This is a genomic window from Nitratireductor soli (assembly GCF_001050155.1).
Lineage (GTDB): Bacteria > Pseudomonadota > Alphaproteobacteria > Rhizobiales > Rhizobiaceae > Nitratireductor > Nitratireductor soli.
Genome location: NZ_LFVY01000016.1, coordinates 16,103 through 38,781 on the forward strand (window position 1 = coordinate 16,103; position 22,679 = coordinate 38,781).

Here is a 22,679-nt window from a genome sequence, read left to right on the forward strand (position 1 = left end):
CTAGAATTTGTAGACGCCGAGCTTCTCGAAAATCCGATAGATCCTTTCGGCATATTTCGAAAACTCGGGATACTCGCCCAGATGGGCAGGGCGCGGGCGCGGCAGGTCGATGACGATCTCCTCGACGATCGTGCCGGGGCTCTTCGACATCACCAGCACACGATCCGAAAGGCCGACGGCTTCCTCGATCGAATGGGTGATGAACAGCACTGTCTTGCGCGTCTCGAGCCAGAGCATCTCCAGATCGTGCCGGATCTGTGTGCGCGTGATCGCATCGAGCGCGCCGAAAGGCTCGTCCATCAACAGCATCGAGGGATCGTGAACCAAAGCGCGCGCAATGGATACGCGCTGACGCATGCCCCCGGAAAGCTGCCAGGGATACCGGTTCTCCGCCCCCGCGAGACCGAGCCGCTCGAACAGGGCGTCGGCGCGCTCCCTGAGCGCCGCCTTGTCCAGCCCCCGCATCTCCTGCTGCAGCATGACGTTCTTGATGGCGGTGCGGAAATCCAGAAGCAGATGGTCCTGGAACACGATGCCGATCTCCGAAATCGGGGCGGTCAGCAGCTTTCCGTCGATTTCCACCGTGCCGGCACTCGACGGTTCCAGTCCGGTCACCAGCAGCATGGTGGTGCTCTTGCCACAGCCGGACGGACCGATGATGGAGACGAATTCTCCCGGCTTGATGTCCAGATCGATGGGGCCAAGCGCGTGGAAGGCATTTTCCCCGCTGCCAAAGACCTTGGTCAGCCCCCGCGCGTTGATCGAGGCTCCTGCGGCGATCGCGCCGCCAACCGGATGCACCAGGCCGGAAGGGGTTCGCGTCTTCATGTCTGCCATCGTCATGTCCATCATTGTCGCATGTCTGGGTTCAGTGTCTGGACCAGGGCATCAGCCATTGGCTGATGATGCTCATCGCACCGTTGAACATCAGCGCGACAATCGCCGCAGCCACCAGTCCGGAGAACATCAGCGTCATGTCCATGAATGCGGAGGCGCGCAGGATCATGAAGCCCAGTCCTTTGTTGGAGGCGATGAACTCGGCGATTATGACGCCCTCGACCGCCTTCACCACGCCGATCTTCATGCCCGAGAAAATATGCGGCAGCGCCGCCGGCAGCCTGACCTTCCAGAAGGTCTGCCATGAGCTCGCTCCCATGGAGCGCGAAATGTAGAAAAGCCTGCGGTCGATCAGCCGGAAACCCGACATGGAATCGACCAGCACGGGAAAGAAGCTCATCAGGAAAACGATCAGCGCAGCGACCAGCGGGCCTATGCCGAACCATATGATCAGGATCGGCCCGATCACCGTCTTGGGCATGATGTTGAGAAACACGATGACGGGATACAATCCCCGCTCCAACGCGCCTATCGAAACGATCGCCAGCGCCAGCGGAACCGCCACCAGCACTCCAAGAGTGAAGCCCTGCACGATCGTGAGCGAGGTCCAAAACGCATGCCCGGCGATCAACGCCCTGTCGGTGTAAAGCCGGGCCAGAAAATCCGAAGGTTTGGGCGCAAGCCATACGGGCACTTCGAAGAAATGAAGCGCGGCCTCCCACAATCCGAGCAAGAGCAGCACCGCCACCGTCCCGATCAGGACGGAGGAAAGATACGAACCGCCGAATGCCGCCATGAGACGCGCACGTGTACCGGATGGTGCCGGTGCCATGGCAGAAGCTGTTTGCGACATGTCTACGAGACTTTCCGCGTGAGATTGATGTCCGGGCGCCTTTCGCGCCCGGAGCGGATCCTGCGATTGGCCAACCTCAGGGGCAGGTCACCGGCGTTTCCGGCAGATAGTCGAGCGTGTAATAATCCGTCACCGGCTTGGTGTCGGGAAGGTTCATCGCCGAAGTCATGACGCCGTACATCTTTTCCCAGGTGTCCGCGTCGGTCACGCCGATCGCGTCGCCCGAGCCGCCGGGGCAAACCGACGCGAAGCTGAACTTTGCCGACTGAACAAGGTTCTCCTTCGAATGGGCCGTCTCCGGGAAAATCTCCAGCAATGCGTCGACTGCGGCTTCCGGATCCTTCATCGCTTCCTGCCAGCCCAGTGCCGTGGCCTCGACAAAGCGCTTGTAGACATCCGGATTGGCCTGGTGCTTGTCTTCACGCGCCACCAGGGCAAGGCTCGCGATGGGAACGCCATTGTTGTAGAAGTACATGTTGCCCGCCTCGATGCCCTGCGCGGCCAGCGGCACCACGATGTTTTCCGGGGTCTGCGACACCGCATCGACCTGCTTGGACGTCAGAAGGCCGATGAAGGCGCTTTCGGCGGCCGAGACGATCTCCACCTGAGATTCTTCGATGCCGTTGGCACGCAGGAAAACCGGAATGAGGGGCAGCATGGCCGATCCCGGAGACACCGCCAGCTTCTTGCCGATGAGATCCTTCGGTTCCTTGATGCCGGAATCGGCCAGATACTGGATGCCGAACTGTCCGGATTTCCAGATGGTCGCGATGATCCTGATCGGCGCCCCCTGCGCGGCGACATTGAGCGTCGCGCCGGTATCGGCATAGCCGAGCTCTGTCTGTCCGGTCGCCACCATCTGCGCCGCCACGGCGGACCCGCGGCCCTCCGTCAGGGTGACGTCGAGATCATGGTCCTTGTAGATGCCCTTGGCCTGGGCCACCGCGAAACCGAGATGCGCGGAATCGGCCGTCCAGTTCATCTGCATCTGGAGCTTGTCCTGTGCCAGCGCGGGAACGCCTCCTGCGAACAATGCGACCATTGCCCCCGCCGCCACATGCCTCAATTTGAACTGCATTCCTTCCTCCCTTTGATTTATCGTGATGCTTGATCGTCGATCACGAACCGGTCAGCGCCGCCGCCAAGGCAGCAATGTCCTTTCCGCCACTTCCATCCCCCAACTGAGCACAACCCCGATCATCGAGCCGACCACGAGCACGGCGAAGATCAGCGACGTGTCGGAATCGTCCATCCCCCGGAGGACCAGGTAGCCAAGTCCGTTCTGCGAATTCATCCACTCGACGACGATCACCACCGTCACCGCAATGACGACGGTGATCTTGAACCCGGAGAAGATGCTGGGCGCGGCGGAGGGAAGTTCGAAGAAACGGAACGTCTGCCACCAGGACGCACCGACCGATCGGCTGAGATAGTACTGCCGGGGGTCGATGGATTTGAAACCGGTCACGCTGTCGACCAGGATCGGAAAGAAGGTGATCAGCGCGGTGAGCAGGATCTTCGGGAAGTCGGCAAAGCCGAACCAGACCAGCATGAGCGGAGCCAGTGTGATCTTCGGCAGCCCCTGGATGAACACGACGAGTGGATAGAGCACCTGCTCCGCGAGCCGGAACTTGGCGATCAGGTAACCGAGCACGACGCCGGGAATGGCTCCGGCGACAAACCCGTAGACGATCAGCCGTGTCGTCACGAATGCATGATAGCCCAGCCTCTGATAATCCTCGACGATCCGCGACAGGAATTGCGACGGTGCAGGCAGCACGTAGATCGGCACATCCAGCGCCCTGACCAGAACCTCCCAGATCAGCAGCAGCCCGGCGAACCACAAGACCGGCTCCAGGAAACGCTGCATGATCGGATTCGGTTTCACAATCCGCTCCTCACGCTTCCACCGCCGTCTGCGCCCGCACGACCGCCACGGCAGGCTGATAGCCCCGCTGGCGGCTTCGCAGCGACCAGATTTCCGCAACTTCCACAGCGGCCTTCTTCAGCGCGGCGGCAAGCTCTTCGTAGCGTTCCGGAGTGATCCGCACCAAGGGGCCTGCAACACTCATCGTGCCGGCGACGGGGGCATCCGGCCCCACACCGTTGAAGAACGGAACGGCAACGGCTCCCGTCCCCGCCTCGGCTTCCTCGACGGAGGTCGCATAGCCTCGCTGCCGCGTTTCCGCGAGTCTGGCGCGAAATTCGTCAACGTTGGTCGCGCTGTTGGGGCCCAGCGGCCGCCGCGCGTCGAAACCGCGGGCGCAGACGATGCGCAGCGCTTCCGATTCCGCCAGCGTGGAGAGCCAGGCCTTGCCGTTGGCAGTGGCATGCAGGACAATCTCCTGTCCCATCTCAGGGTCGTAGCGCAGGCCCGTGACAGCCCCCTGCGCCCGGGCAACCCAGACCAGATCCTCCCCCTCGACGATCGCCAGACGGCAGTATTCCTGCGTCTCGCGCGCCAATGTGTCGAGCACCGACTGGACCACATCCGGCACCGCGCGGACGTCGAGATTGCGGAATGCAAGCGTGCTCATGCGCAACGAGAGCGCATAGCGTTGCGTACCGGCATGCTGCAGCACCCATCCCCGGGATACGAGCGTGGTCAGCGTGCGGTGAACCGCACTTGCGGGCATGCCCAGCCGGTTCGCAAGATCCGTCAACTCGACGGGCTCGCGCTCGCCTGCAAGCGTCTCCAGCATCGTCAGACAGCGGTCTATAGCGGCAACGGTCAACCGTTCCTCCCTGGTCAGAACGTGAATATACAACAGCCAATTCCAAATTGGAATAGGATTCCACTTTTGTGAGATGCATCGATTGCGACCGTGTCATTCCAACAAGCGGCAGGCGCTTGCGGGATCGCACGGCGTCTTTCCCTGCAAGGCTTCCGGAAGCACGCTGCAAAGGACCAACACCAGGCAGTTGTCGGCGACACTCTGTTGTGGCCGCGGCTCGCGATCTTCGTTGCGACGGCCTGCCGTTTCAGGCCTTGAGGTGCATGGTCACGAGAACGGTGCTTTCGCAGCCATCGGCGAAATCGGCCGCGACGCGCAGCCAGTTGCCGAAATGGGAGACGCGCATCACCGCGATCCCGTCACGTCCGGCAGGCATCGCCGCTGCGGCGCCCTCCGCGACCCAGCGCATGCCGTCCGGGGAGATTTCGACGCGTGCAACGGGTTGCGGGCCCTTCGGCTCCTTCAGCGCGCGCACGAAGATGACGGCCTCGCGGGCCCATCCGGCTTCGTGCGGTTCGCTGGCCGCCTTTCCGGTCCATATTTCGTTACGGGAAACGACGGATGTGATGTTTTCGGGCAGCATCAGAAGTCTCCTGAGATACAGGCCGAATCGACATAGAGGAAGGCGCGCTTGTCGGTGTCCGTCTCGGCGAACAGGCAGAAATTCAGCATGCACCAAAGGTTCTTCATCGCCGGGATGCGAATCGATTCGAAAGCCGTCATGTCGAAACGGCGGTCGTTGCACTGGAAGTCGAGCGCCTTCATCGTCTCGAGGTCAAAGTCGAAGCGCAGATAGGTCCAGTTCACTTTGGTGCTGATCTCGTTGTAGCACAGCCGCTGCTCGCCGCCCGGCAGGTCTTCCCAGCCTTCGGGCGCGAGGTGGTAGTGGCTGAGCGTCTTGTCGCCGCTGCCCACCGGCTTGAACGCCGTGGTTTGCCGCTTGAACTGCCATTTCTGCACGTGCTCGCCGTCGAGCGCATTGAGGAAGCGCAGATGTGGCATGACCCGCTCGCCGCCCTTGTCGTGATCGCCTGCCTGCAGATCGAACAGGAAGCCCACGGAGCGAACATCGGTCTCGCTGAGCTTCAGTTCGGAGGCCTCCGGTTTGAAGGTGAAGTAGACCTCGAAGCGGATGCGACCGCGATGGCGGAACGTGTGGCGCTTGATCGCAACGTTCTGCGCGCCCTTGCGCGGGCGGGTCGCGACCTTGAGCGCATAGGACGAGCCCATGCCGCCGTGCGAACCGGAATCCCAGTGACTGAGGGTGGAAAGCATGGTGCCTGTGTGCTGGGCGTAGCCCGGGAGCATCGTGTCGAGATCGTCCTCGTAATTGCCAACGAGCTGCGACCAGCCGCAGTGTCCGTTCGAGAATTCGTCATGGCTGATGATGCGCGGCAGCGGGTCGAAGCGCGACAGCTTCGGGTCGGCACGCAGCAGGGCAAGCCGCAATGCCTCCGCCATCTCGTTTGTGGGCTGTGATGTCGTCATCGCGCTCTGCGCCTTTCCGTCATTGCACACGCAGGCGCTTGACCGCGTCCCAGTCGACCTCGACGCCGAGGCCGGGACCGGTCGGCACCGGCAGCATCCCGTTCTTCTGGCGGTCGGCGCCGGGGGTCGTGCCCGTGATCGCAGTCTTGAATGCGCTCTCGTCGGTCTCGCATTCCATCGCCTTGATGTTTGGCATGGCGGCGGCGAGATGAACGCTCGCCGTTTCGCAGATGATGCCCGACATACCGATATGCGGCGCATATTGAACGTCGTGGGCGGCGGCAAACTCGGCCATGCGCCTGGTCTCGGTGATGCCGCCCGAGCGGGCCACGTCCGGCTGGATGTACGACAGGGTGCGGTTGGAGACGAGCCGCATCGCCTGGTCGAGCGTATAGTTGCTCTCGCCCGCGGCAAGCGGTGTCGCGCAGCGCCGGTGCAGTTCCTCGTAGCCGGCCTCGTCCTCGGGGCGCAACGGCTCCTCGAACCAGAAGTAGTTGTTGTCGGTCAGCGCGCGGCCGACTTCGACCGCCTCCTCCAGCGAGTATGCCCAGTTGGCGTCAACGCACAGGTCGATGTCGTCGCCGGCCCGCTTTCTCAGATGCCCGATCCGCCGGCAGGCCTCCTTCACCGGGTTGGCGACCTTCACCTTGATGCGCGGAAAACCCTTTTCCAGGTAGCGATCGAGCTCGCGCTCCATGAAGGGGTCGTCGCCCCAGTTCACTGAGGCCGCGTAGCAGGGAACCTCCGTGCGGCCCATGCCACCGAGCAGCCGGTGGATCGGCATGTTGGCAACCTTGCCCAGAATATCCCAGAGCGCGATATCGACGCCGGCGATCGCCTCGAAGAGCATGCCGCCGGAGCGGCCGGAAAGAGCGCGCCGCATGCTGCGCCACAGCGCACTGATGTCGGTTGGGTTCTGGCCGACGAGGCGCGGCTTCAACAGCGTTTCGATTGCTTCCGCATAGGCCTTGGGCGCGAAGCGGGCCAGCGTTTCGCCGACGCCGACGATGCCGGCATCCGTGCGGATTTCTACCAGCACGATCGAGACCTCGGAATATGTTCCCCAGGACGTGACCGTAGGCCGCGGCAGCGTCTGGGTCAGGGGATGGGCGATCAGATCCGTGATGCGGATGTCGGCGCTGGCGGTGTTCGTCACTTGGCTCTCCGGCAGTTTTGGCGCGGGTGGCGCCGCCTCACTCTGTACCTCTAACTAGATTGCTTGGCAACTGATAAACTTAGTTGCTAGGTTTGGTCGATGCGTGCTAAGGACTGGCAATGCGAGGGAGGAACATGAGCGCAGACAGCATCAAGAAGTCCGTTTTCGATGCCAAGCTGGCCGCGCCAGCCCGGCTCGCCGACGCCGTATCCGATGCGATTGCGGCGGCCCTGCTTGACGGCCGGATCGCGCCCGGCGAGGCGCTGCCTGCCGAAGGCGAGATCGCCAGGGAGTTCGGCGTCTCCAAGCCCATTGCGCGCGAGGCGCTGCGCCAGCTGACATCCGCCGGTCTCGTCTCCACGCAGCAAGGCAAGGTCGCCCGCGCCAAGGAAATCAACGGCGAACCGCTCGATCGCATCTACGGCTACGCGGTGCGGTCCAGCCTCGAGCGGCTGCGCGAGGCGAACGAGATGCGACGCGTGGTCGAGACCGGTATCGGGCGGCTCGCCGCGGAGCGCCGGGAGAAGTCCGGTCTCGTCCTCATGCAACGCGCGCTCGACGAGATGCGGCGCGCCCTGAAGGAGCCGGAAGGGTTCACCGAAGCCGACATCCTTTTCCATCTGGGCATGGCGCTGGCCACGGGCAACACGATGATCCGTGTCCAGATGGAAGGCATGCGCGCCGTTCAGCGCGAAGTCTCGGAGCTGTTCTCGCGCCGTTCCAACCGGACCGACGCCGACTGGAACGCGACAGTCGAGCGTCATCAGCAGATCTACGAGGCGATCGTCGCTGGCGATGCCAACCTCGCGCAGCAGCGCATCGAGATCCATTTCGAGGCGGCAGACGTCGCCTCCTTTGAGGTGGCCGACAAGCTTGGCGATGGCAAGGATCGGCGGCGGTGAGCGTGTTCTTTTCCCTGGCAGGACGCCGGGGGCTCGTAACTGGCGCCAACTCCGACATCGGCGCGGCGATCGCGCGGGGGTTGGCCGGACAGGGGGCAAACCTCGTCCTGCATCATCTTGCGGCTGCCGAGGCGACACAGAAGCTGGCCGATGAGGTCCGCAAGCAGGGACGCACCGCAGAGGTGGTGGAAGCCGATTTTCTTGATGTGGATTCCGTCAGCCCGTTTGCCGGCAAGATCCTGGCCGAGCATGGGTCGATCGATATTCTCGTGTCCTGTACGGCGATCGAGCGCCGAAAGCCCTGGACCGAAGTAAACCCGGCGCATCTTCAGGTGCATCTTGCCGTCGGAGTGACGGCACTGATGTCGCTGTCGTCGGTGCTGGTGCCTGCGATGTCAAAGCGCGGCTGGGGTCGTGTCGTTGCAATCGGCAGCGTGATGGCGTCGCGGCCGCGGGCCGAGACAGTCGCCTATGCGGCTGCGAAATCCGCCCAACTGACGGCCATGCGCGCGGTGGCGCGCGACGTGGCGCGCCATGGCGTGACGATGAACGTCGTCTCGCCCGGGGCGATCGAAACCGCGCCTCTGGCGCAGCGCTACGCCGATCCGGATTTCCGCGCGGCCGTGACAATGAAGATTCCCGCGGCCAGGCCGGGCCGTCCGGACGATGTCGTCGGGCCGGTTCTGATGCTTTGCTCGGATGCCGGCGCCTATGTCACCGGTGTCGATATTCCGGTCGACGGCGGTTGGACGATCGGCGATGCGCCGGGCGCGCTTCCCGGAGAGGCGTCATGAGCGGCGCTGCCGAGATCGTTGTCCTGCATGCCGGCGCCGACATTGTCGGCGAAAGCCCGCTCTGGGATGCCGACAGGAACGCCGTGTGGTGGGTGGATATACCGGGGCACGCAATCCACTGTCGTGATTTTATCACCGGCGGGGTGACGAGCGTCGAAACACCCTTCATGCCAGGCGCGCTCGCGCTCGATGGCGAAAGCAATGTGATCGTCGCGGGCGGCTCCGGGTGGCATCGCCTTATCGATGGTGGCGCGTTCGAGACGCTGGCTGATACCGGAGATGCATCTTCCGAAATGCGCATGAATGACGGCGCTGTCGATCCGGCCGGCAGGTTCTGGGCGGGCAGCGTTCCGCTGAAGCCGACGGAGACGCCCTGCGGCCGGCTCTACCGCCTCGATGCCAACGGCGTCTTCGAACTGATCGATGGGCTGCACACGCAGAACGGCACCGCGGTCTCGCCCGATGGCAAGACATTCTATCTCGCCGACAGCCATCCGAGGGTCAGCACGATCTGGGCCTTCGATTTCGATGTCGCGAGCGGCACGCTGGCAAACCGTCGCGTCTTTCACCGACCGGCGCTGGGCCGGCCAGACGGGGCGGCGATAGATGCCCAGGGCTGCTACTGGTTCGCCGCCATCGACGCCGGACTGATCGTCCGCCTCAACCCGCAGGGACGCGAGATGGGCGCAATCGGGCTGCCTGTTTCGCGCCCGACAAATCTCGGCTTCTGCGGCGAAGATTTATCGACGCTCGTCATTACCTCGATGGCGATGGGCGCAGAGGGAGAAAAACTGGCCGGCTCGCTGTTGGCCATAAAGCCCGGCGTGAAGGGCTGGCCTCAGCCTCGAGTGACCTTGCTGCCTGTCATCTCCACGCGGGAGGCGGGCAAGCTGAAGACCGGATGAACCCAAGGGAGGAAATGCCATGAAGTCCGTGTTGAAAAGCATAACCTTGTCGATGCTCGCGCTGGGAATGATGTCGTCGGCGCTTGCCGCGGCAGAACTCCGCTTCACCGTGTGGACCGGTAACGAAGCCCATCTCGCCATGCTCAACGGCATAGCGGAGAGCTTCAGGGAAACACATCCCGACGTCACCGTGCGGTTCGAGACGATCCCGGCTGGCGACTACACGCAGAAGCTGACGTTCCAGCTCGCAGGCGGCAATCCGCCGGATGCCGGCTGGATGATGGAGGACGCCGCCTCCACCTTCGCCAATGCCGGCGTGCTCGAGGATCTGGCGCCGACACTGAACGCCGCCGAGGGATACGACCTCGCCGATTTCTCGGAACCGGCGATGGGCCTGTGGGGCGCAGACGGCAAGGTGTGGGGCGTGCCCTTCTCCACCTCGCCTTTCGTGATCTTTTACAACAAGGACATGTTTGACAAGGCGGGCCTCGAGGATCCGCTGGCGCTTGCCGCCAAGGGCGAGTGGGACATGGAGACGTTCCAGGAGGTTGCCAAGGCGCTGGCCGAGGCCACCGGCAAATGGGGTTTCGAGTTCAAGGACGGCCAAGGCTATGACACGCGCATTATGCACGCGCTGATGCCGCCGATCCGCGCCTATGGCGGGGACGTGTGGGCCAACCAGGAATGCGGTTTCGACAAGCCCGAGGCGATCGCCGCCGTGCAGCAATTGCATGACATGACGTTCAAGGACAAATCGATCGTGCCGCCGGGTGAGAACGGCGATTATTTCTCCGGCAATTCGGCGATGACGATCAACCAGATCTCGCGCGCCTCGCTGATGCCCGATGCCGGCTTCAACTGGGGTATCGCGCCGCTGCCGACGGGACCGGGGGGTGAAGCGCCGGTCATCGGCCAAGCCGCCATCGTCGTCTTCACGGCAGGACGCCAGAAGGAGCTGGCCGCCGCGTTCGTCGCCCACATGACGAACGAGGCCAATGTCGCGAAAATGGCGCAGTTCTTCCCGCCGGCGCGCAACAGCGTTCTGTCGAGCGAAGCCTTCACCGCATCCAACAATCTGATCCCCGCGGAACAGATGGAAGTGGTCGGTAACGCCATTGCCAACGGCAAGGTGCTGCCCAGCCACGAGCGCAGCCCCCAGTTGCTCGCAGCGATGAAGCCGCGCGTCGATGCGCTGTGGCGCGCGGACGCCAATGTCGAAGAATCGCTGAAGACGGTCTGCGCGGCCATCCAGCCGCTGCTCTAAGGGGACCTGGCGTGACGAAGCCGGCAACAAGCATGACGGCGCGCGATGAGCGTGCGCCGTGGCTCACGCTGAAGATGCGCGAGGCGATGGAGGCATGGCTCTTCATCAGCCCCACGCTTGCCGGCTTCCTCATCTTCTTCGTTGGGCCGTTATGCGCGGTCGTATGGTACTCGCTGACGGAGTGGAACCTGCTGTCGCAGCAATCCGTCTTTGTCGGCCTCGACAATTACGACGACGCACTCTTCCACAATCTCGACTTCTGGCAGGTGGTGCGCAACTCGATCGTCTTCGCCATCGGGCTCGTGCCGCTCAACATGGCGCTGGCGCTCGCCCTTGCGCTCGCATTGTCGCGCCGCTTTGCGGGCGTCGTTTTCTTTCGCACGGTTTTCTTCGCGCCGGTCGTCACCTCAGCCGTGGCCTGGGCGATCGTCTGGAAGTTCCTGCTCCAGGGTGAGGCCGGTTTCGTCAACCAGATGCTCGCCGGGATCGGCATCCACGGACCGAACTGGCTGCGCGAGCCGGACTGGGCGATGGTCGCCGTGATCGTGACCCGGGTCATCAAGATGGTCGGGCTCAACATGATCCTGTACATCGCCGCGCTGCAGGCCATTCCTCGCGACTATGAGGCCGCCGCACGGCTTGAGGGCGCGTCGAACTGGCAGATATTCCGCATGATCACCTGGCCGCTGCTCGGACCGACGACGCTCGTCATCATGGTCATCACCACGATCGGCTCGTTCAAGGTGTTCGACCATATCTACCTGATGACCGGAGGCGGTCCGGAGAACGGCACCCTGGTCCTTGCCTTCTATATTTACCAGCAGGGCTTTCAGTTTTTCGACGTCGGCTACGCCTCGGCGCTCGCCATGATCATGTTCGTGATCGTCATGGGGCTCACCGTCGTGCAACTCGCGCTGCGCCGGAGGGACACGTGATCGGCTCCCTGACCCAGCGCCAGCTTCGGGCGGTGAAGCAGATTTGCTGGACGCTCGCGCTCTGCGTGGTGGCGATCCCGTTCGTCTTCCCCTTCCTCTGGATGATCTCCTCGGGCCTGAAAGGGCCGTCCGAGATCTTCGGCCAGCCGAGCCTCATTCCAACGTCGTTCCGCTGGAACAATTACCTCGAAGTCTTCAACTACCAGCCCTTTGCAAGGCAGTATTTCAACTCGCTCTATATCGCCGTCACAGTGACATTGCTGACACTCTTCATCTCGTCGCTTGCGGGTTACGCGCTGGCGCGGTTGCGCTTCGCCGGCGCCGCGCTCGTCGCATTGTTTCTCGTCTCCGCGCTGATGGTGCCGGAGGAGGTGACGATCATCCCGAACTTCTTCCTCATCCGCTGGTTGGGCCTCAGCGACACGCACTGGCCGCTGATCCTGCTGCCGGTCTTCGGGTCGCAGGGTATCGTGGGCACTTTCTTGATGCGCCAGTATTTCCTGGCTCTGCCCAAGGAACTGGAGGACGCAGGCAAGATGGACGGACTGTCGCGCTTCGGCGTGTGGTGGCGCATCGCGCTGCCCATGTCGCGCCCGGCGCTCGCGGCAGTGGCCATCATCACCTTTCTCAATTCGTGGAATCTGTTCCTCGAGCCGCTGATCTTCATCTCGTCGCTCGAAAAGTTCACGCTGCCACTGGCATTGTCGAACTTCACCGATCCCTACGGCTCGCCGCTCTGGCACTTGCAGCTGGCAGCCACCACGCTTGCCGTCTTGCCCATCCTGATGGTCTACCTGATCGCCCAGCGCCAGATCATCGAGAGCTTCGCGCTGTCCGGCGTGAAGGGCTGACGGAAACAACGGATACGCCATGTCCAGTCTTACCCTTCGCAACCTCAAGAAGCGCTTCGGCCGTGTCGATGTGATCCGCGGCGTCACCCTCGACGTCGCCGATGGCGAGTTCGTCGTCTTCGTCGGCCCGTCCGGCTGCGGCAAGTCCACCTTGCTGCGCATGATCTCAGGGCTTGAGGACGTTACCGATGGCGAGCTGCGCATCGGCAACCGCGTCGTCAACGAGGTACAGCCCGCCAAGCGCGGTGTCGCCATGGTGTTCCAGTCTTACGCGCTCTATCCGCACCTGAACGTGCGCGACAATATGGGCTTTGGTCTCAAGGTGCGGAAGGTACCGGCAGCCGAGCGCCAGCAGCGCGTGAGCGAGGCCGCAGCCCTCCTCAAGCTCGACGCGCTGCTGGACCGCTTCCCGCGCGAACTATCGGGCGGGCAGCGCCAGCGCGTCGCCATTGGCCGGGCGATCGTCGGCCATCCGGATGTGTTCCTGTTTGACGAGCCGCTGTCCAATCTCGACGCTGAGCTGCGCGTTCACATGCGCTCGGAGATCGCCGCGCTCCACAAGCGCCTCGGCAACACGATGATCTATGTCACCCATGACCAGGTGGAGGCGATGACGCTCGCCGACAAGATCGTTGTGTTGCGTGACGGGCGTATCGAACAGGTCGGAAGCCCTCGCGAACTCTATGAGCAGCCCGACAACATCTTCGTGGCACAGTTCATCGGCAGCCCAAAGATGAACATCCTGCCGGCGGGTTCGGCTGCAGGCTTCGGTGCGCAGCCAGCCGGCGCCGTGAGCGTCGGGGTCCGGCCGGAGCATCTTTCCCTCGTCGCGCCCGAAAAAGGCCAGATCGGCGGAAAGGTCGTGATCTCAGAATATACAGGCGCGTCGTCGCTGCTTCACATAAGGCTCGACAGTGGCGAGACCTGCCTCGTCGTTGTGGACGGAGATGCGCCCGAGGCGGATATGAAGGTGGGGCTGTTGGCCGGCACAGACAATCTGCATCACTTCGATACGGACGGCATGGCGCTCCGCAAGTCTCGCCTGCTGATGTGAGGTGTTCGGTATTGCTCCACTTCCCGGACGGGTTGAGGTGCCGTGCTTGGAACGGATCTTAACGGGTGGTCCGGGAGGACATCCACAAGCGTCAGAAGAACGAAGCGCAGTATGAATTGCCTGAACGACGGCGACTGACCATTCTGATTCCCACTTTTGCCGGAATTGCTCTGAATCCGGGCAAGTCGATCCACTGAAACCGTGTCTCAAGCGTTCCCGTCAAAATAGAGAAGGTTGTCGCGAAATGCGGCATCGAGCCTGCTCATGAAGCCCTCCGCGCAGTTCATGTGTTCGGCCGATATCTTGCCCACCGCCGCCCGATCCTCCCGTCGATAGGCCTCGATCAAGTCGTGGTGGCTTTGGGTGTTGTGCTTGCCAAAGGCATCGCGCGCGTCGTTCTCGTCCCGGCGGAATTCGACAAGGTCGCGCAATATGCCGTTGATGAAGCGGCAGATAAACACCAGGAAGGGATTGTCGCAGCTCTCGCAGAGAATATCGTGAAAATCGACTTCAAGCCGCCGCGCCGTCGCGCGGTCCCCGGCGGCGCGAGCTTTCTGGCAGCGCGCGACATTGTCTTCCATGCGCTGGAACTGGTCTTCGGTGAGCTTGCCCACGACGCTTTCGGCAAGCGTCACTTCCACCGTGCGTCGGACGGCATAGACTTGTTGGAAGTCGAGGTCGAGGAAATGCAGGTAGGTGCGCAATTGCTGCGTCGATGATTCGATCGACACCGCCTGGACCTGCGCGCCACCGTTCGGTCCAGTCTGCATCTTCACCAGACCGCCGACCTCCAGCGCCTTGAGCGCTTCGCGGACGGTGCCCTTGGAGCAGCCATAATGTTCGACGAGCGTGCGCTCGTTGGGCAACCTCTCGCCGGGCTTCAGCCGGTCGCGCGCGATCCAATGGCGCAAATCGTCGGCAATGAGGTTGGACAGTTTCGGCCGCTGGAAGCGCCTGGATTTCGGACCGGTCGCGGTATCAGCATTCATTCTGGGCCATGCTTTCTCCGAACGCGGCTTCGCGGTCGAGCGGGTAGATTGGACGGGCAAGGTGCTTGAACGCGAACAGACCGAGCTTGGAACTGGTTACGCCGGCGCTGCCGCATTCGATCACCGTCCGCGCCATTGGTTCGAAGACGGGACGACAGTACATACGGGATTTCAATATTAGATAACGGCTTGCCGCCGGGTCCAGTCCCGCGCAGGCAAAAACACCCTTGTCCCACGGTTCCTGCGGCAACTCGCTGACGAGAATGCTCGCCCATTCCGTTTCGAGAACGGCAACGCGCCCCATCGAGCAGCGCATTCCGGTATAGGTCGGCCCGCTGATCACATAGTCGCCATCGCCGACATGGGTCACGGTGCCGGTGAGGCTCAGCGGCATGTTGGCCGCGCCGATCGCGCTCAGATCGTGCCGGTTGCCGACAGACACGGTGATCTCGGCGCCGACACCGACCATCGCCATTGCGGCGACGGCGTCGGGATCCGCAATCGGCCCGGCAAGAACGCCCGAAAGGCCTTGTTTCTGAGCTTCCTCGATAACATCCATAACATCGCATGTGCCACCCGACATGCAGTTGTCCCCATGGTCCAGAAGCAAAACCGGCCCGTGGCCGGGTCCTTCGGCACTGCGCTTGGCGGTTGTGATCGAGGTGGCCAGCGTCTCCTCGCGGTATGTGAACTCCTCACGTCGCCGCCATGCCATGTCGGCAAACCGGTCTGCGACCCGCCGCGCGAGATTGTCGGTGTCGGCGACGACGACCACCGACACCCCGGCTTCGGCGATGTCAGCGATGGGGAAGCCGCCGAATATCGTCACTGCCTGCACGCCCGGCTCTGATTCAGAACGCCGCGCCGCCTTGACGAGATCGCTCATGACGCCGGACTGCGTCGTGTTCATTTTCAACGTTTGGGCAAGGATCGGCGGATGCCGCCATGCCAGCGCAGGCCTTTCTCCGCCATCGAGAATATCACCCATCAACTGCGCGACATGCGCGCCGGTTTCACGCATGTCCACATGCGGGTAAGTCTTGAAGCCAACGATCACATCCGCAGCCCCGATCATGGCCTCGGTGATGTTGCCGTGGAGATCGAGGGCAACGCCGATCGGGACGCCCGGAACGATCGCGCGCAGCCGCCTCAGCAGTTCGCCCTCTCCATCATCGAAGGTGCGGGTTGCCATGGCGCCGTGCAGATCGAGAAGGATTGCGTCGCACCCCTTCCGCACGGCATCGACGATCGGCTGGTGCAGGGCCTCATAGGCATCGTCCTCGACCGGACCCGACGGGTTGGCGAGCGCGAAAACCGGCGTGACGATCTCCGCATCCCGCGCCCGCGCAAAGTCGATGAATGCACCCATGGCCGTTGCCGAGCCTTCCGCGGCTGCCAGCGCATCGGCATCCCATTTCGGGTTGAACGCGCCCAACGGCGTCCGCACCGGCGAAAACGTGTTGGTCTCGTGGTTCACCCGGGCAATGACGATGCGCACCTACGTCTCCTCTGTATCTGCGTTTCTACCGCGGCACCCGGTTCCGTTCAGGGCGCGCGGCACCTTGGGCTCCCGAAGCCCGGACCTTCGTCGATTGATGGCCACAATCGAATTGACAAGGCCAGATTCGTGCCTTTAATATATTTATACGTATAAATACTATAGACAAGCGGGAACCTTGGGACAAGCAGTGAAATCCGACCCGCAACCAGACAGCGGCCAGCCGCCGAGGCTGGAACGCTAAGGGGAGCATGGGCCGGCCGACAAGCCTCCGGGAAAGGCCGACCAAACAGGGAGAGAGACTTTCATGGAGCAGGGCGTCACCCTAATCCTCAACAGCCTGACTCTGATCAGCATCCTGGTGCTGGTTTCACTGGGTCTGGCTATCATCTTCGGGCTGATGAACGTCATCAATCTTGCCCATGGCGAGTTCGTCACCATTGGCGCCTACACACTCGCCCTCACGCAAGCCATGGGGGGAAACTACTGGGTGGCGCTCGTCATGGCGCCGCTCATCGGCGCGATGTTCGGCCTCCTTATCGAAAAGGGGATGATCCGCTACCTCTACGAGAAACCGACATCGATCATTCTGGCGACGTGGGGGCTTGGCATGGTGCTGCAACAGGGGCTCCAGCTCGTTTTCGGCGCCGCTCCTCAACGGGTGTCAAGCCCGATCTCCGGGGCTGTCGACATCCTCGGTGCCAGCTATCCGGCCTATCGGCTGATGCTCATCGGATTTTCGATCCTCATCATTCTCGCCTGTTATGCGCTGCTCCGCTTCACCCGTTTCGGGCTTGATATTCGCGCCGTCATTCAGGACCGCAGCATGGCGTCGGCGCTGGGCATCGACACGGAGCGCGTCAATGCGCGCGCTTTCGCGCTCGGCGCGGCGCTCGCCGCAATCGCCGGTGTCCTGATCGCACCGCTGACGGTGGTGATCGCCCAAATGGGCATCAACTACCTCGCCCGCTCATTCTTCGTCGTCATCGTCGGCGGCATCGGCGGCGTGGGCGGCGTCGTCGCCGGCTCGACACTGGTCGGCGGGCTCGAAGGCTTCATGAACTATCATCTGCCGGTCACCGTTTCGCAGGCCTTGGTGCTGGTCGCTGCCATTGTCATCGTCCGGTTTCGCCCGCGCGGGCTGGTACCGGCATGAGCGCGCAGGACCAGATTTCCGCCGCGGCCCGGGCGACTGCCCGCGATGCGACTTTCGCGCGACCGAAGTTCGTCCTCATCGCCGCCGGCTGGCTCGTGCTTGCGTCGTTGCCCTTCTGGGCCGGCGCCTACAACATCGCCACCATCCGCGACGTGCTCCTCTTCGGCCTGTTTGCGCTCAGTCTCGATTTCCTGTGGGGGCGCACCGGCATCCTGAGTTTCGGTCACGCCGCCTTCTTCGGGCTCGGCGCCTACGGTATGGCGATCGTGACCATCAAGCTCGGTCTCGATCCCGCCAGCGCCAGCCTGCTTGGCCTTTTGGGGGGAACCGGACTTGCGATGCTGGCAGCTCTCGTCGTCGGCTACTTCCTGATCTTCTCCGGCGTGCGCGGCACCTATCTCACCATCGTCACCCTGGCGCTGACCGTCATCGCCCAGCACATCGCAATCGGCTGGTCGGAGGTAACCGGTGGCGATTCCGGCCTGATCGGCGTGCCGCCCCTGACTTTCGAACTGTTCGGTTGGCGCTACGCTCTGTCTGATCCCTCGCAATTCTACTGGTTCGTCCTTCTCCTGGCGAGCATCATCCTTCTCGTGCTGTGGCGGGTGCTGAGTGGCCGCTACGGTCACATCCTCACGGCCATCGAGGACAATGAACTGCGCGCGCGCACCATCGGTCATCATACCGACCGTCATCTTCTGACCGTCTTCGTCGTGTCGGCCGGGATTGCCGGCCTGGCAGGTGCAATCTATGCAACCGGAACCGGCTTCGTCGCCCCCGACATGATCGGCCTGATGCTGTCGACCGAGGTGATCATGTGGGTTGCCGTCGGGGGACGCGGCACGCTGGTCGGTCCGTTCATCGGTGCGTTCGTGGTCTGGTGGCTCCAGCAGAAGATATCGTCCATCGACACGAAGCTTTGGCCGATGTTCATCGGTCTGTTCTTCATTGCCATGGTGTTCCTGTTTCCCAACGGGGTCATGTCGCTCGGCGAGCGGGGCCGCCAACTCCGGGCTCGGCTGTGGAGGCGCGCATGACGACGGGCACACCTCTTCTCGATGCACGCGCCCTTCAGCGCCGCTTCGGCGGGCTGACGGCAATCAGGGACGTATCGCTCACCGTCGAGCGACAGGAGACGAAGTGCATCATCGGCCCTAACGGAGCTGGCAAGAGCACGTTTCTCAATCTTCTTTGCGGCACGTTGCGCCCGACTGCGGGACAGATCGTGTTCGATGGCATCGACGTGACGGGCATGCCCCTTCACCGCATCGCCCGCATCGGAATCGCCCGCAAGTTCCAGGTTCCGTCGGTGTTCGGCCGGCTTACCGTGCGCCAGAACCTGTCGGTGGCCGAGATCGGTACGGCGCACGACGGCAAGGCGCCCAACACGGTCGCCGAAATTCTCCACAAGCTCGATCTGACCGAGATCGCCGACCGAAGCGCCGGCGATCTCGCCCATGGCCAGAAACAGTGGCTCGAAATCGGCATGGCAATGATGACCAATCCGAAGCTGCTGCTTCTCGACGAGCCGACAGCCGGCATGACCGTGGAGGAATCGCTGAAGACTGCCGAGCTCCTGCGCACGGCTTGTGCCGACATCGCCGTCATCGCCATCGAGCACGACATGCGTTTCGTCCGCGCGCTCGACTGTCACACCGTCGTCCTCCACCAGGGCGCACTGATCGCCGAGGGTCCGTTTGCCGATATCGAGGCCAATCCCATGGTCCGCGACGTGTATCTGGGAAGGCAATGAGATGCTGAACACCACATCGCTCAAAGCAGCCTATGGTGCCGTCCCGGTGCTTCTCGGTGTCGATCTTGCTCTTGGGGAGGGTGAGATCCTCGCCCTGCTCGGGCGCAACGGCGCAGGCAAAACCACGCTCATGCGCACCCTGATCGGGCTGTTGAAGGCAACCGGCGGATCGGTGACCTTCGCCGGCGCCGACATCACCAACTTCCCGCCGCACGACATCGCCCGCCGCGGCATTGCCTACGTGCCGCAGGGCCGCGGCATCTTCCCGAAGCTGACGGTGGCGGAGAACCTGGAGCTTGGCACGCGATCGCGGCCGGACGGACGCTCCGACGTGCCTGCTGAAATCTTCGACTATTTCCCGCGCCTCAGGGAGCGGCTTTCACAAAGCGCCGGAACCATGTCCGGCGGCGAGCAGCAAATGCTGGCGATCGGGCGAGCCCTGGCCGGAGATCCGAAAATCCTTCTGCTGGACGAACCGTCGGAAGGCATCCAGCCGAGCATCGTCCATCAGATCGGAGAGTTCCTGAAACGCATTGTCGCCGACACCGGAATTTCGGTGCTCCTGGTCGAGCAGAACATCGACCTGGCATTGGCCACCGCCGATCGCTGCATCGTGATGGAAAAGGGCCGGATCGTTCGGGAAGGCAGCGTGGAGGAAATGTCGGACGAAACAGTGATGCGAGAATTTCTCGCCGTCTGACGCAAGAGGGCAGAACCAGAATCAAGGAGGATTACATGTCGACCAAATTCATCACGCGTCGTACGACGCTGAAAGGAATAGGTACCGGTCTTGCGGCTGGCGGTCTGGCCATGACCGGCTTTCCCGCTATCGTCAAGGCGCAATCCGAAACCGTCAAGATCGGCTTTCTGACAGCGTTGACGGGTCTCGAGACCATTCTCGGCGAAACGCAGCTCAACTGCTTCAAGCTCGCCGTCGAGGAGATCAATGCCGCTGGAGGCATCGACGGACGCGAGGTGGAATTCCTCGTCGAGGACGACCAGACGACAACCAAGGGCACCATCGACAAGGCCCGCAAACTCGCCTTTCAGGATGAGGTCGATGCCATCATCGGCATGATCGCCAGCCTCGAACATGTCGCCGCCCGCTCGGTAACGACGCCGGCCAAGAAACTCCTCATGTACACAACCTATTACGAGGGCGAAGTCTGCGAACGCTACTTCGCCGCCACCGGGCAGGTGCCGAACCAGCAGATCGTCCCGACCACCAAATGGCTGACCGAGAACGTCGGCAAGTCGGTCTACATCCTGGGTTCGGACTACATCTGGCCACGCCGCAGCGCCGAAGCCATCAAGAACGCCTTCGAGGCAAATGGCGGAAAGGTGCTGGGCGCTGAATTCTTCCCCTTCGGCACGCAGGACTTCGGCCCGGCCTTCGACCGCATCCGGGCCGCAAAACCCGACCTCGTCTGGATGATGGTTGCCGGTGCCGACGGCGTTACCGTTCTCAAACAGTATCGCAGCTTCGGCCTCGAGCCGCAGCTCGTCGGCAATGCCTGGGACGAGATCTATTCCTTCGCGCATCCCGATCTCGCCGAGGGAACAATCTCCAACCAAGCCTATTTCATGGGTATCGACACCCCGGAAAACAAGCGTTTCATCGAGGCCTATCGTGCGCGCTTCGGTGCCGACAAGCCGATCAACGCCATCGGCGAAGCCGCTTATGACGCGACCTATCTCTACAAGCTCGCCGTCGAGAAGGCCGGATCGACCGATGTGGAAAAGGTGATCCCCGCCCTGAGTCAGGTGGAGTTTGCCGCTCCGCAGGGGCGGGTCAACATGTCGGCGATCAACAATCACATGCGCTGCAACTCGATCCTCGCGCGCGCAAAAGCCGACGGCATGTGGGAAACGATCGAGAATTTCGGGCAGATCGACCCCGACATTCCCGGTTGCTCCCTCTGAGGAATTGGATGGACCGGGAAACCGGTCCATTCTCCCGGCAATGACCGATCCGATCTTCGCCCCCATATCCGAGATCCTGTCGCGGCTCGAGAAGCGCGAGATCACCGCCCGTGACCTGACGGTCGCGTTTCTCGATCGCATCGAGGCGCACAATGCCGCGCTCGGTGCGGTGACGGACATTCTCGCGGAGACCGCCGGGAAGACCGCCGCCCGGATCGATGAAATGCGTGCCCAGGGCAGCGATCCGGGGCCGCTCGGCGGACTGCCCGTGCTTGTCAAGGATATCATCGATACGGTCCCGGCCGTCTGTTCGGCCGGACTGCCCTTTCTTTCGGACCGCCGGCCACAGCACGATGCTTGGATCGTGAAACGCTTGCGGGATGCGGGGGCCGTCATACTGGGCGTTACCGCTACGGATCCGGGCGCCTTCGGGGTTCGGACGGAAGCGGTGCGCCATCCCGTGTGGCCGGATTTCACGGTTGGCGGATCGAGTGGAGGTTCGGGTGCGGCACTCGCGGCCGGTTTCGGATACTTGGCACTAGGTACCGATACCGGCGGCAGCATTCGCATTCCCGCAGCGGCCTGTGAAATCGCCGGCCTGAAACCGACCTATGGCTGCTGGCCGCTCCAGGGCATCCGTCCTCTGACCCATACGCTTGACCACGTCGGTCCAATGGCACGCAGCGTGGCGGATCTCGTCTCGATCTGGCAAGCGCTTGAAGCGAGCGGCGGGCCGCGCCTGCCGGACAATCCGGTGATCGGCTTTGACCCATCGGGTTTTGCGGAAGCTGATCCGATCGTTCATGAAGGCATGGAGGCAGCCCTTGCAGGCCTCAGGAGGCTTGGTTGCACAATTGTCGAAGTGAGCCTCCCATCCCCTGAAAGGGTCATCGAGGTGCATGGTGTCGTGCTCTTGTCGGAAGCAGCGGCGCTCTATCAGGCCGAGGGGCTGGCAGAGCATCCCGACTTGCCCGATCTGCCTCGCTCCAACCTCAAGGCGGGAGGCGACATTCCGGCGAGCCGCTATATCCGAGCCATGCAGGCGCGGAAAGAATTCACCCGTCAAGTCGATGCGGCACTGAAATCATGCGATGTGCTGATGATGCCGACCTTGCCGGTCACACCGCCGGCGCGTTTTGCGCCCAGCGTTCTGATCGCCGGTGACGAACACGACTTCACTCTCGGATTGGTGCGTTACACGTGTCTGTTTGACCATACCGGTCATCCGGCCTTGGCCATGCCTGCGAGTGCGGGCCGCGACGCCCCTGGCGCCAGTATCCAGCTCGCCACCCGCCGCGGTGGCGATGCCGAACTGCTGAACGTTGGCGCCATGCTCGAACAGGAACTCGGTTTGAACTTGATGCGCCATGGCAATCCGGGAGACGCCCGGGATGGTCGCTCTGCACCATGACCGCTTCCCGGCGCTGAACGAACTGAGATCACGGCACAAATCCTCAACCGGGCCTGGAAGGCAGCCTAAGGGCACGCTGCGCCGACACCCGCCACAACAATGATATCGTATTGTATCTTCCTTTGATCCGCATCACCGACGTGCCCAACGCGTGGTGCTGACCGACAAGGGACCG

Annotated in this window: 23 protein-coding genes; 13 read left to right on the forward strand and 10 right to left on the reverse strand. The window is 62.8% G+C overall.

Annotated features, from left to right (window positions below):
- From AB843_RS19055 to AB843_RS19090, 8 genes are all read right to left on the reverse strand, one after another.
- Positions 1–837, reverse strand: a complete 837-nt coding sequence (locus AB843_RS19055; RefSeq protein ID WP_244468028.1) for an ABC transporter ATP-binding protein — start codon at positions 835–837, stop codon at positions 1–3.
- A 31-nt stretch (positions 838–868) separates the two neighbouring features.
- Positions 869–1,633: an ABC transporter permease gene (locus AB843_RS19060; RefSeq protein WP_048648488.1), complete on the reverse strand. Its 765-nt coding sequence runs from the start codon at positions 1,631–1,633 to the stop codon at positions 869–871.
- Between the two features lie 133 nt (positions 1,634–1,766).
- A complete protein-coding gene (locus AB843_RS19065) occupies positions 1,767–2,768 on the reverse strand; it encodes an ABC transporter substrate-binding protein (RefSeq protein WP_048648489.1) in 1,002 nt (333 codons plus the stop codon).
- Between the two features lie 51 nt (positions 2,769–2,819).
- Positions 2,820–3,578 (reverse strand): ABC transporter permease, encoded by a 759-nt coding sequence (locus AB843_RS19070; protein WP_048648490.1) that lies wholly within the window; start codon positions 3,576–3,578, stop codon positions 2,820–2,822.
- Between the two features lie 10 nt (positions 3,579–3,588).
- On the reverse strand, positions 3,589–4,425 hold the full coding sequence (locus AB843_RS19075; RefSeq protein WP_048648576.1) for an IclR family transcriptional regulator: 837 nt from the start codon (positions 4,423–4,425) through the stop codon (positions 3,589–3,591).
- Positions 4,426–4,672: 247 nt separating this feature from the next.
- The gene (locus AB843_RS19080) at positions 4,673–5,008 is read right to left on the reverse strand and encodes a hypothetical protein (RefSeq protein WP_048648491.1); all 336 of its coding nucleotides are present in this window, start codon (positions 5,006–5,008) and stop codon (positions 4,673–4,675) included.
- On the reverse strand, positions 5,008–5,874 hold the full coding sequence (locus AB843_RS19085; protein WP_082143915.1) for a DUF6772 family protein: 867 nt from the start codon (positions 5,872–5,874) through the stop codon (positions 5,008–5,010). Before AB843_RS19085 ends, AB843_RS19080 begins: the two co-directional genes overlap by 1 nt.
- Before the next feature lie 58 nt (positions 5,875–5,932).
- Positions 5,933–7,069: a mandelate racemase/muconate lactonizing enzyme family protein gene (locus AB843_RS19090; protein ID WP_048648493.1), complete on the reverse strand. Its 1,137-nt coding sequence runs from the start codon at positions 7,067–7,069 to the stop codon at positions 5,933–5,935.
- A 134-nt stretch (positions 7,070–7,203) separates the two neighbouring features.
- Between AB843_RS19090 and AB843_RS19095 the strand changes: the two genes are divergently transcribed.
- The 7 genes from AB843_RS19095 to AB843_RS19125 are packed head-to-tail and all read left to right on the forward strand — an operon-like array spanning position 7,204 to position 13,774.
- Positions 7,204–7,971 (forward strand): FadR/GntR family transcriptional regulator, encoded by a 768-nt coding sequence (locus AB843_RS19095; protein ID WP_048648494.1) that lies wholly within the window; start codon positions 7,204–7,206, stop codon positions 7,969–7,971.
- Complete coding sequence (locus AB843_RS19100) at positions 7,968–8,765, forward strand: SDR family NAD(P)-dependent oxidoreductase (RefSeq protein ID WP_048648495.1); 798 nt, start codon at positions 7,968–7,970, stop codon at positions 8,763–8,765. Before AB843_RS19095 ends, AB843_RS19100 begins: the two co-directional genes overlap by 4 nt.
- Complete coding sequence (locus AB843_RS19105; protein WP_048648496.1) at positions 8,762–9,670, forward strand: SMP-30/gluconolactonase/LRE family protein; 909 nt, start codon at positions 8,762–8,764, stop codon at positions 9,668–9,670. The genes AB843_RS19100 and AB843_RS19105 overlap by 4 nt, the downstream gene beginning before the upstream one ends.
- Before the next feature lie 19 nt (positions 9,671–9,689).
- Positions 9,690–10,934: an ABC transporter substrate-binding protein gene (locus AB843_RS19110; RefSeq protein WP_048648497.1), complete on the forward strand. Its 1,245-nt coding sequence runs from the start codon at positions 9,690–9,692 to the stop codon at positions 10,932–10,934.
- Between the two features lie 32 nt (positions 10,935–10,966).
- Positions 10,967–11,869 (forward strand): ABC transporter permease subunit, encoded by a 903-nt coding sequence (locus tag AB843_RS19115; protein ID WP_048648577.1) that lies wholly within the window; start codon positions 10,967–10,969, stop codon positions 11,867–11,869.
- Between the two features lie 8 nt (positions 11,870–11,877).
- Complete coding sequence (locus AB843_RS19120; protein ID WP_048648578.1) at positions 11,878–12,720, forward strand: carbohydrate ABC transporter permease; 843 nt, start codon at positions 11,878–11,880, stop codon at positions 12,718–12,720.
- A gap of 19 nt (positions 12,721–12,739) precedes the next feature.
- Entirely contained in the window at positions 12,740–13,774 is a 1,035-nt protein-coding gene (locus AB843_RS19125) for an ABC transporter ATP-binding protein (RefSeq protein WP_048648498.1), read from the forward strand.
- Positions 13,775–13,980: 206 nt separating this feature from the next.
- Here the strand turns inward: AB843_RS19125 and AB843_RS19130 are convergent, their stop codons facing one another.
- Both AB843_RS19130 and AB843_RS19135 read right to left on the reverse strand, forming a co-directional pair.
- A complete protein-coding gene (locus AB843_RS19130) occupies positions 13,981–14,763 on the reverse strand; it encodes a FadR/GntR family transcriptional regulator (RefSeq protein ID WP_048648499.1) in 783 nt (260 codons plus the stop codon).
- Positions 14,753–16,261, reverse strand: a complete 1,509-nt coding sequence (locus tag AB843_RS19135) for a M81 family metallopeptidase (protein ID WP_048648500.1) — start codon at positions 16,259–16,261, stop codon at positions 14,753–14,755. Before AB843_RS19135 ends, AB843_RS19130 begins: the two co-directional genes overlap by 11 nt.
- Before the next feature lie 307 nt (positions 16,262–16,568).
- On the opposite strand from AB843_RS19135, the gene AB843_RS19140 reads away from it, so the two are divergent.
- Genes AB843_RS19140 through AB843_RS19165 form a run of 6 tightly spaced genes read left to right on the forward strand, consistent with a single transcriptional unit; the run spans position 16,569 to position 22,504 of the window.
- Complete coding sequence (locus AB843_RS19140; protein WP_048648501.1) at positions 16,569–17,417, forward strand: branched-chain amino acid ABC transporter permease; 849 nt, start codon at positions 16,569–16,571, stop codon at positions 17,415–17,417.
- Positions 17,414–18,454 carry a branched-chain amino acid ABC transporter permease gene (locus AB843_RS19145; RefSeq protein WP_048648502.1) on the forward strand — a complete coding sequence of 347 codons (1,041 nt, stop codon included), beginning with the start codon at positions 17,414–17,416 and terminating at the stop codon, positions 18,452–18,454. The genes AB843_RS19140 and AB843_RS19145 overlap by 4 nt, the downstream gene beginning before the upstream one ends.
- Positions 18,451–19,170 (forward strand): ATP-binding cassette domain-containing protein, encoded by a 720-nt coding sequence (locus tag AB843_RS19150; protein WP_048648579.1) that lies wholly within the window; start codon positions 18,451–18,453, stop codon positions 19,168–19,170. The genes AB843_RS19145 and AB843_RS19150 overlap by 4 nt, the downstream gene beginning before the upstream one ends.
- A 1-nt stretch (position 19,171) precedes the next feature.
- A complete protein-coding gene (locus tag AB843_RS19155; protein WP_048648503.1) occupies positions 19,172–19,870 on the forward strand; it encodes an ABC transporter ATP-binding protein in 699 nt (232 codons plus the stop codon).
- Between the two features lie 35 nt (positions 19,871–19,905).
- On the forward strand, positions 19,906–21,093 hold the full coding sequence (locus AB843_RS19160; RefSeq protein ID WP_048648504.1) for a substrate-binding protein: 1,188 nt from the start codon (positions 19,906–19,908) through the stop codon (positions 21,091–21,093).
- Between the two features lie 40 nt (positions 21,094–21,133).
- Positions 21,134–22,504, forward strand: a complete 1,371-nt coding sequence (locus tag AB843_RS19165; protein WP_048648505.1) for an amidase — start codon at positions 21,134–21,136, stop codon at positions 22,502–22,504.
- Positions 22,505–22,679 lie beyond the last annotated feature (175 nt).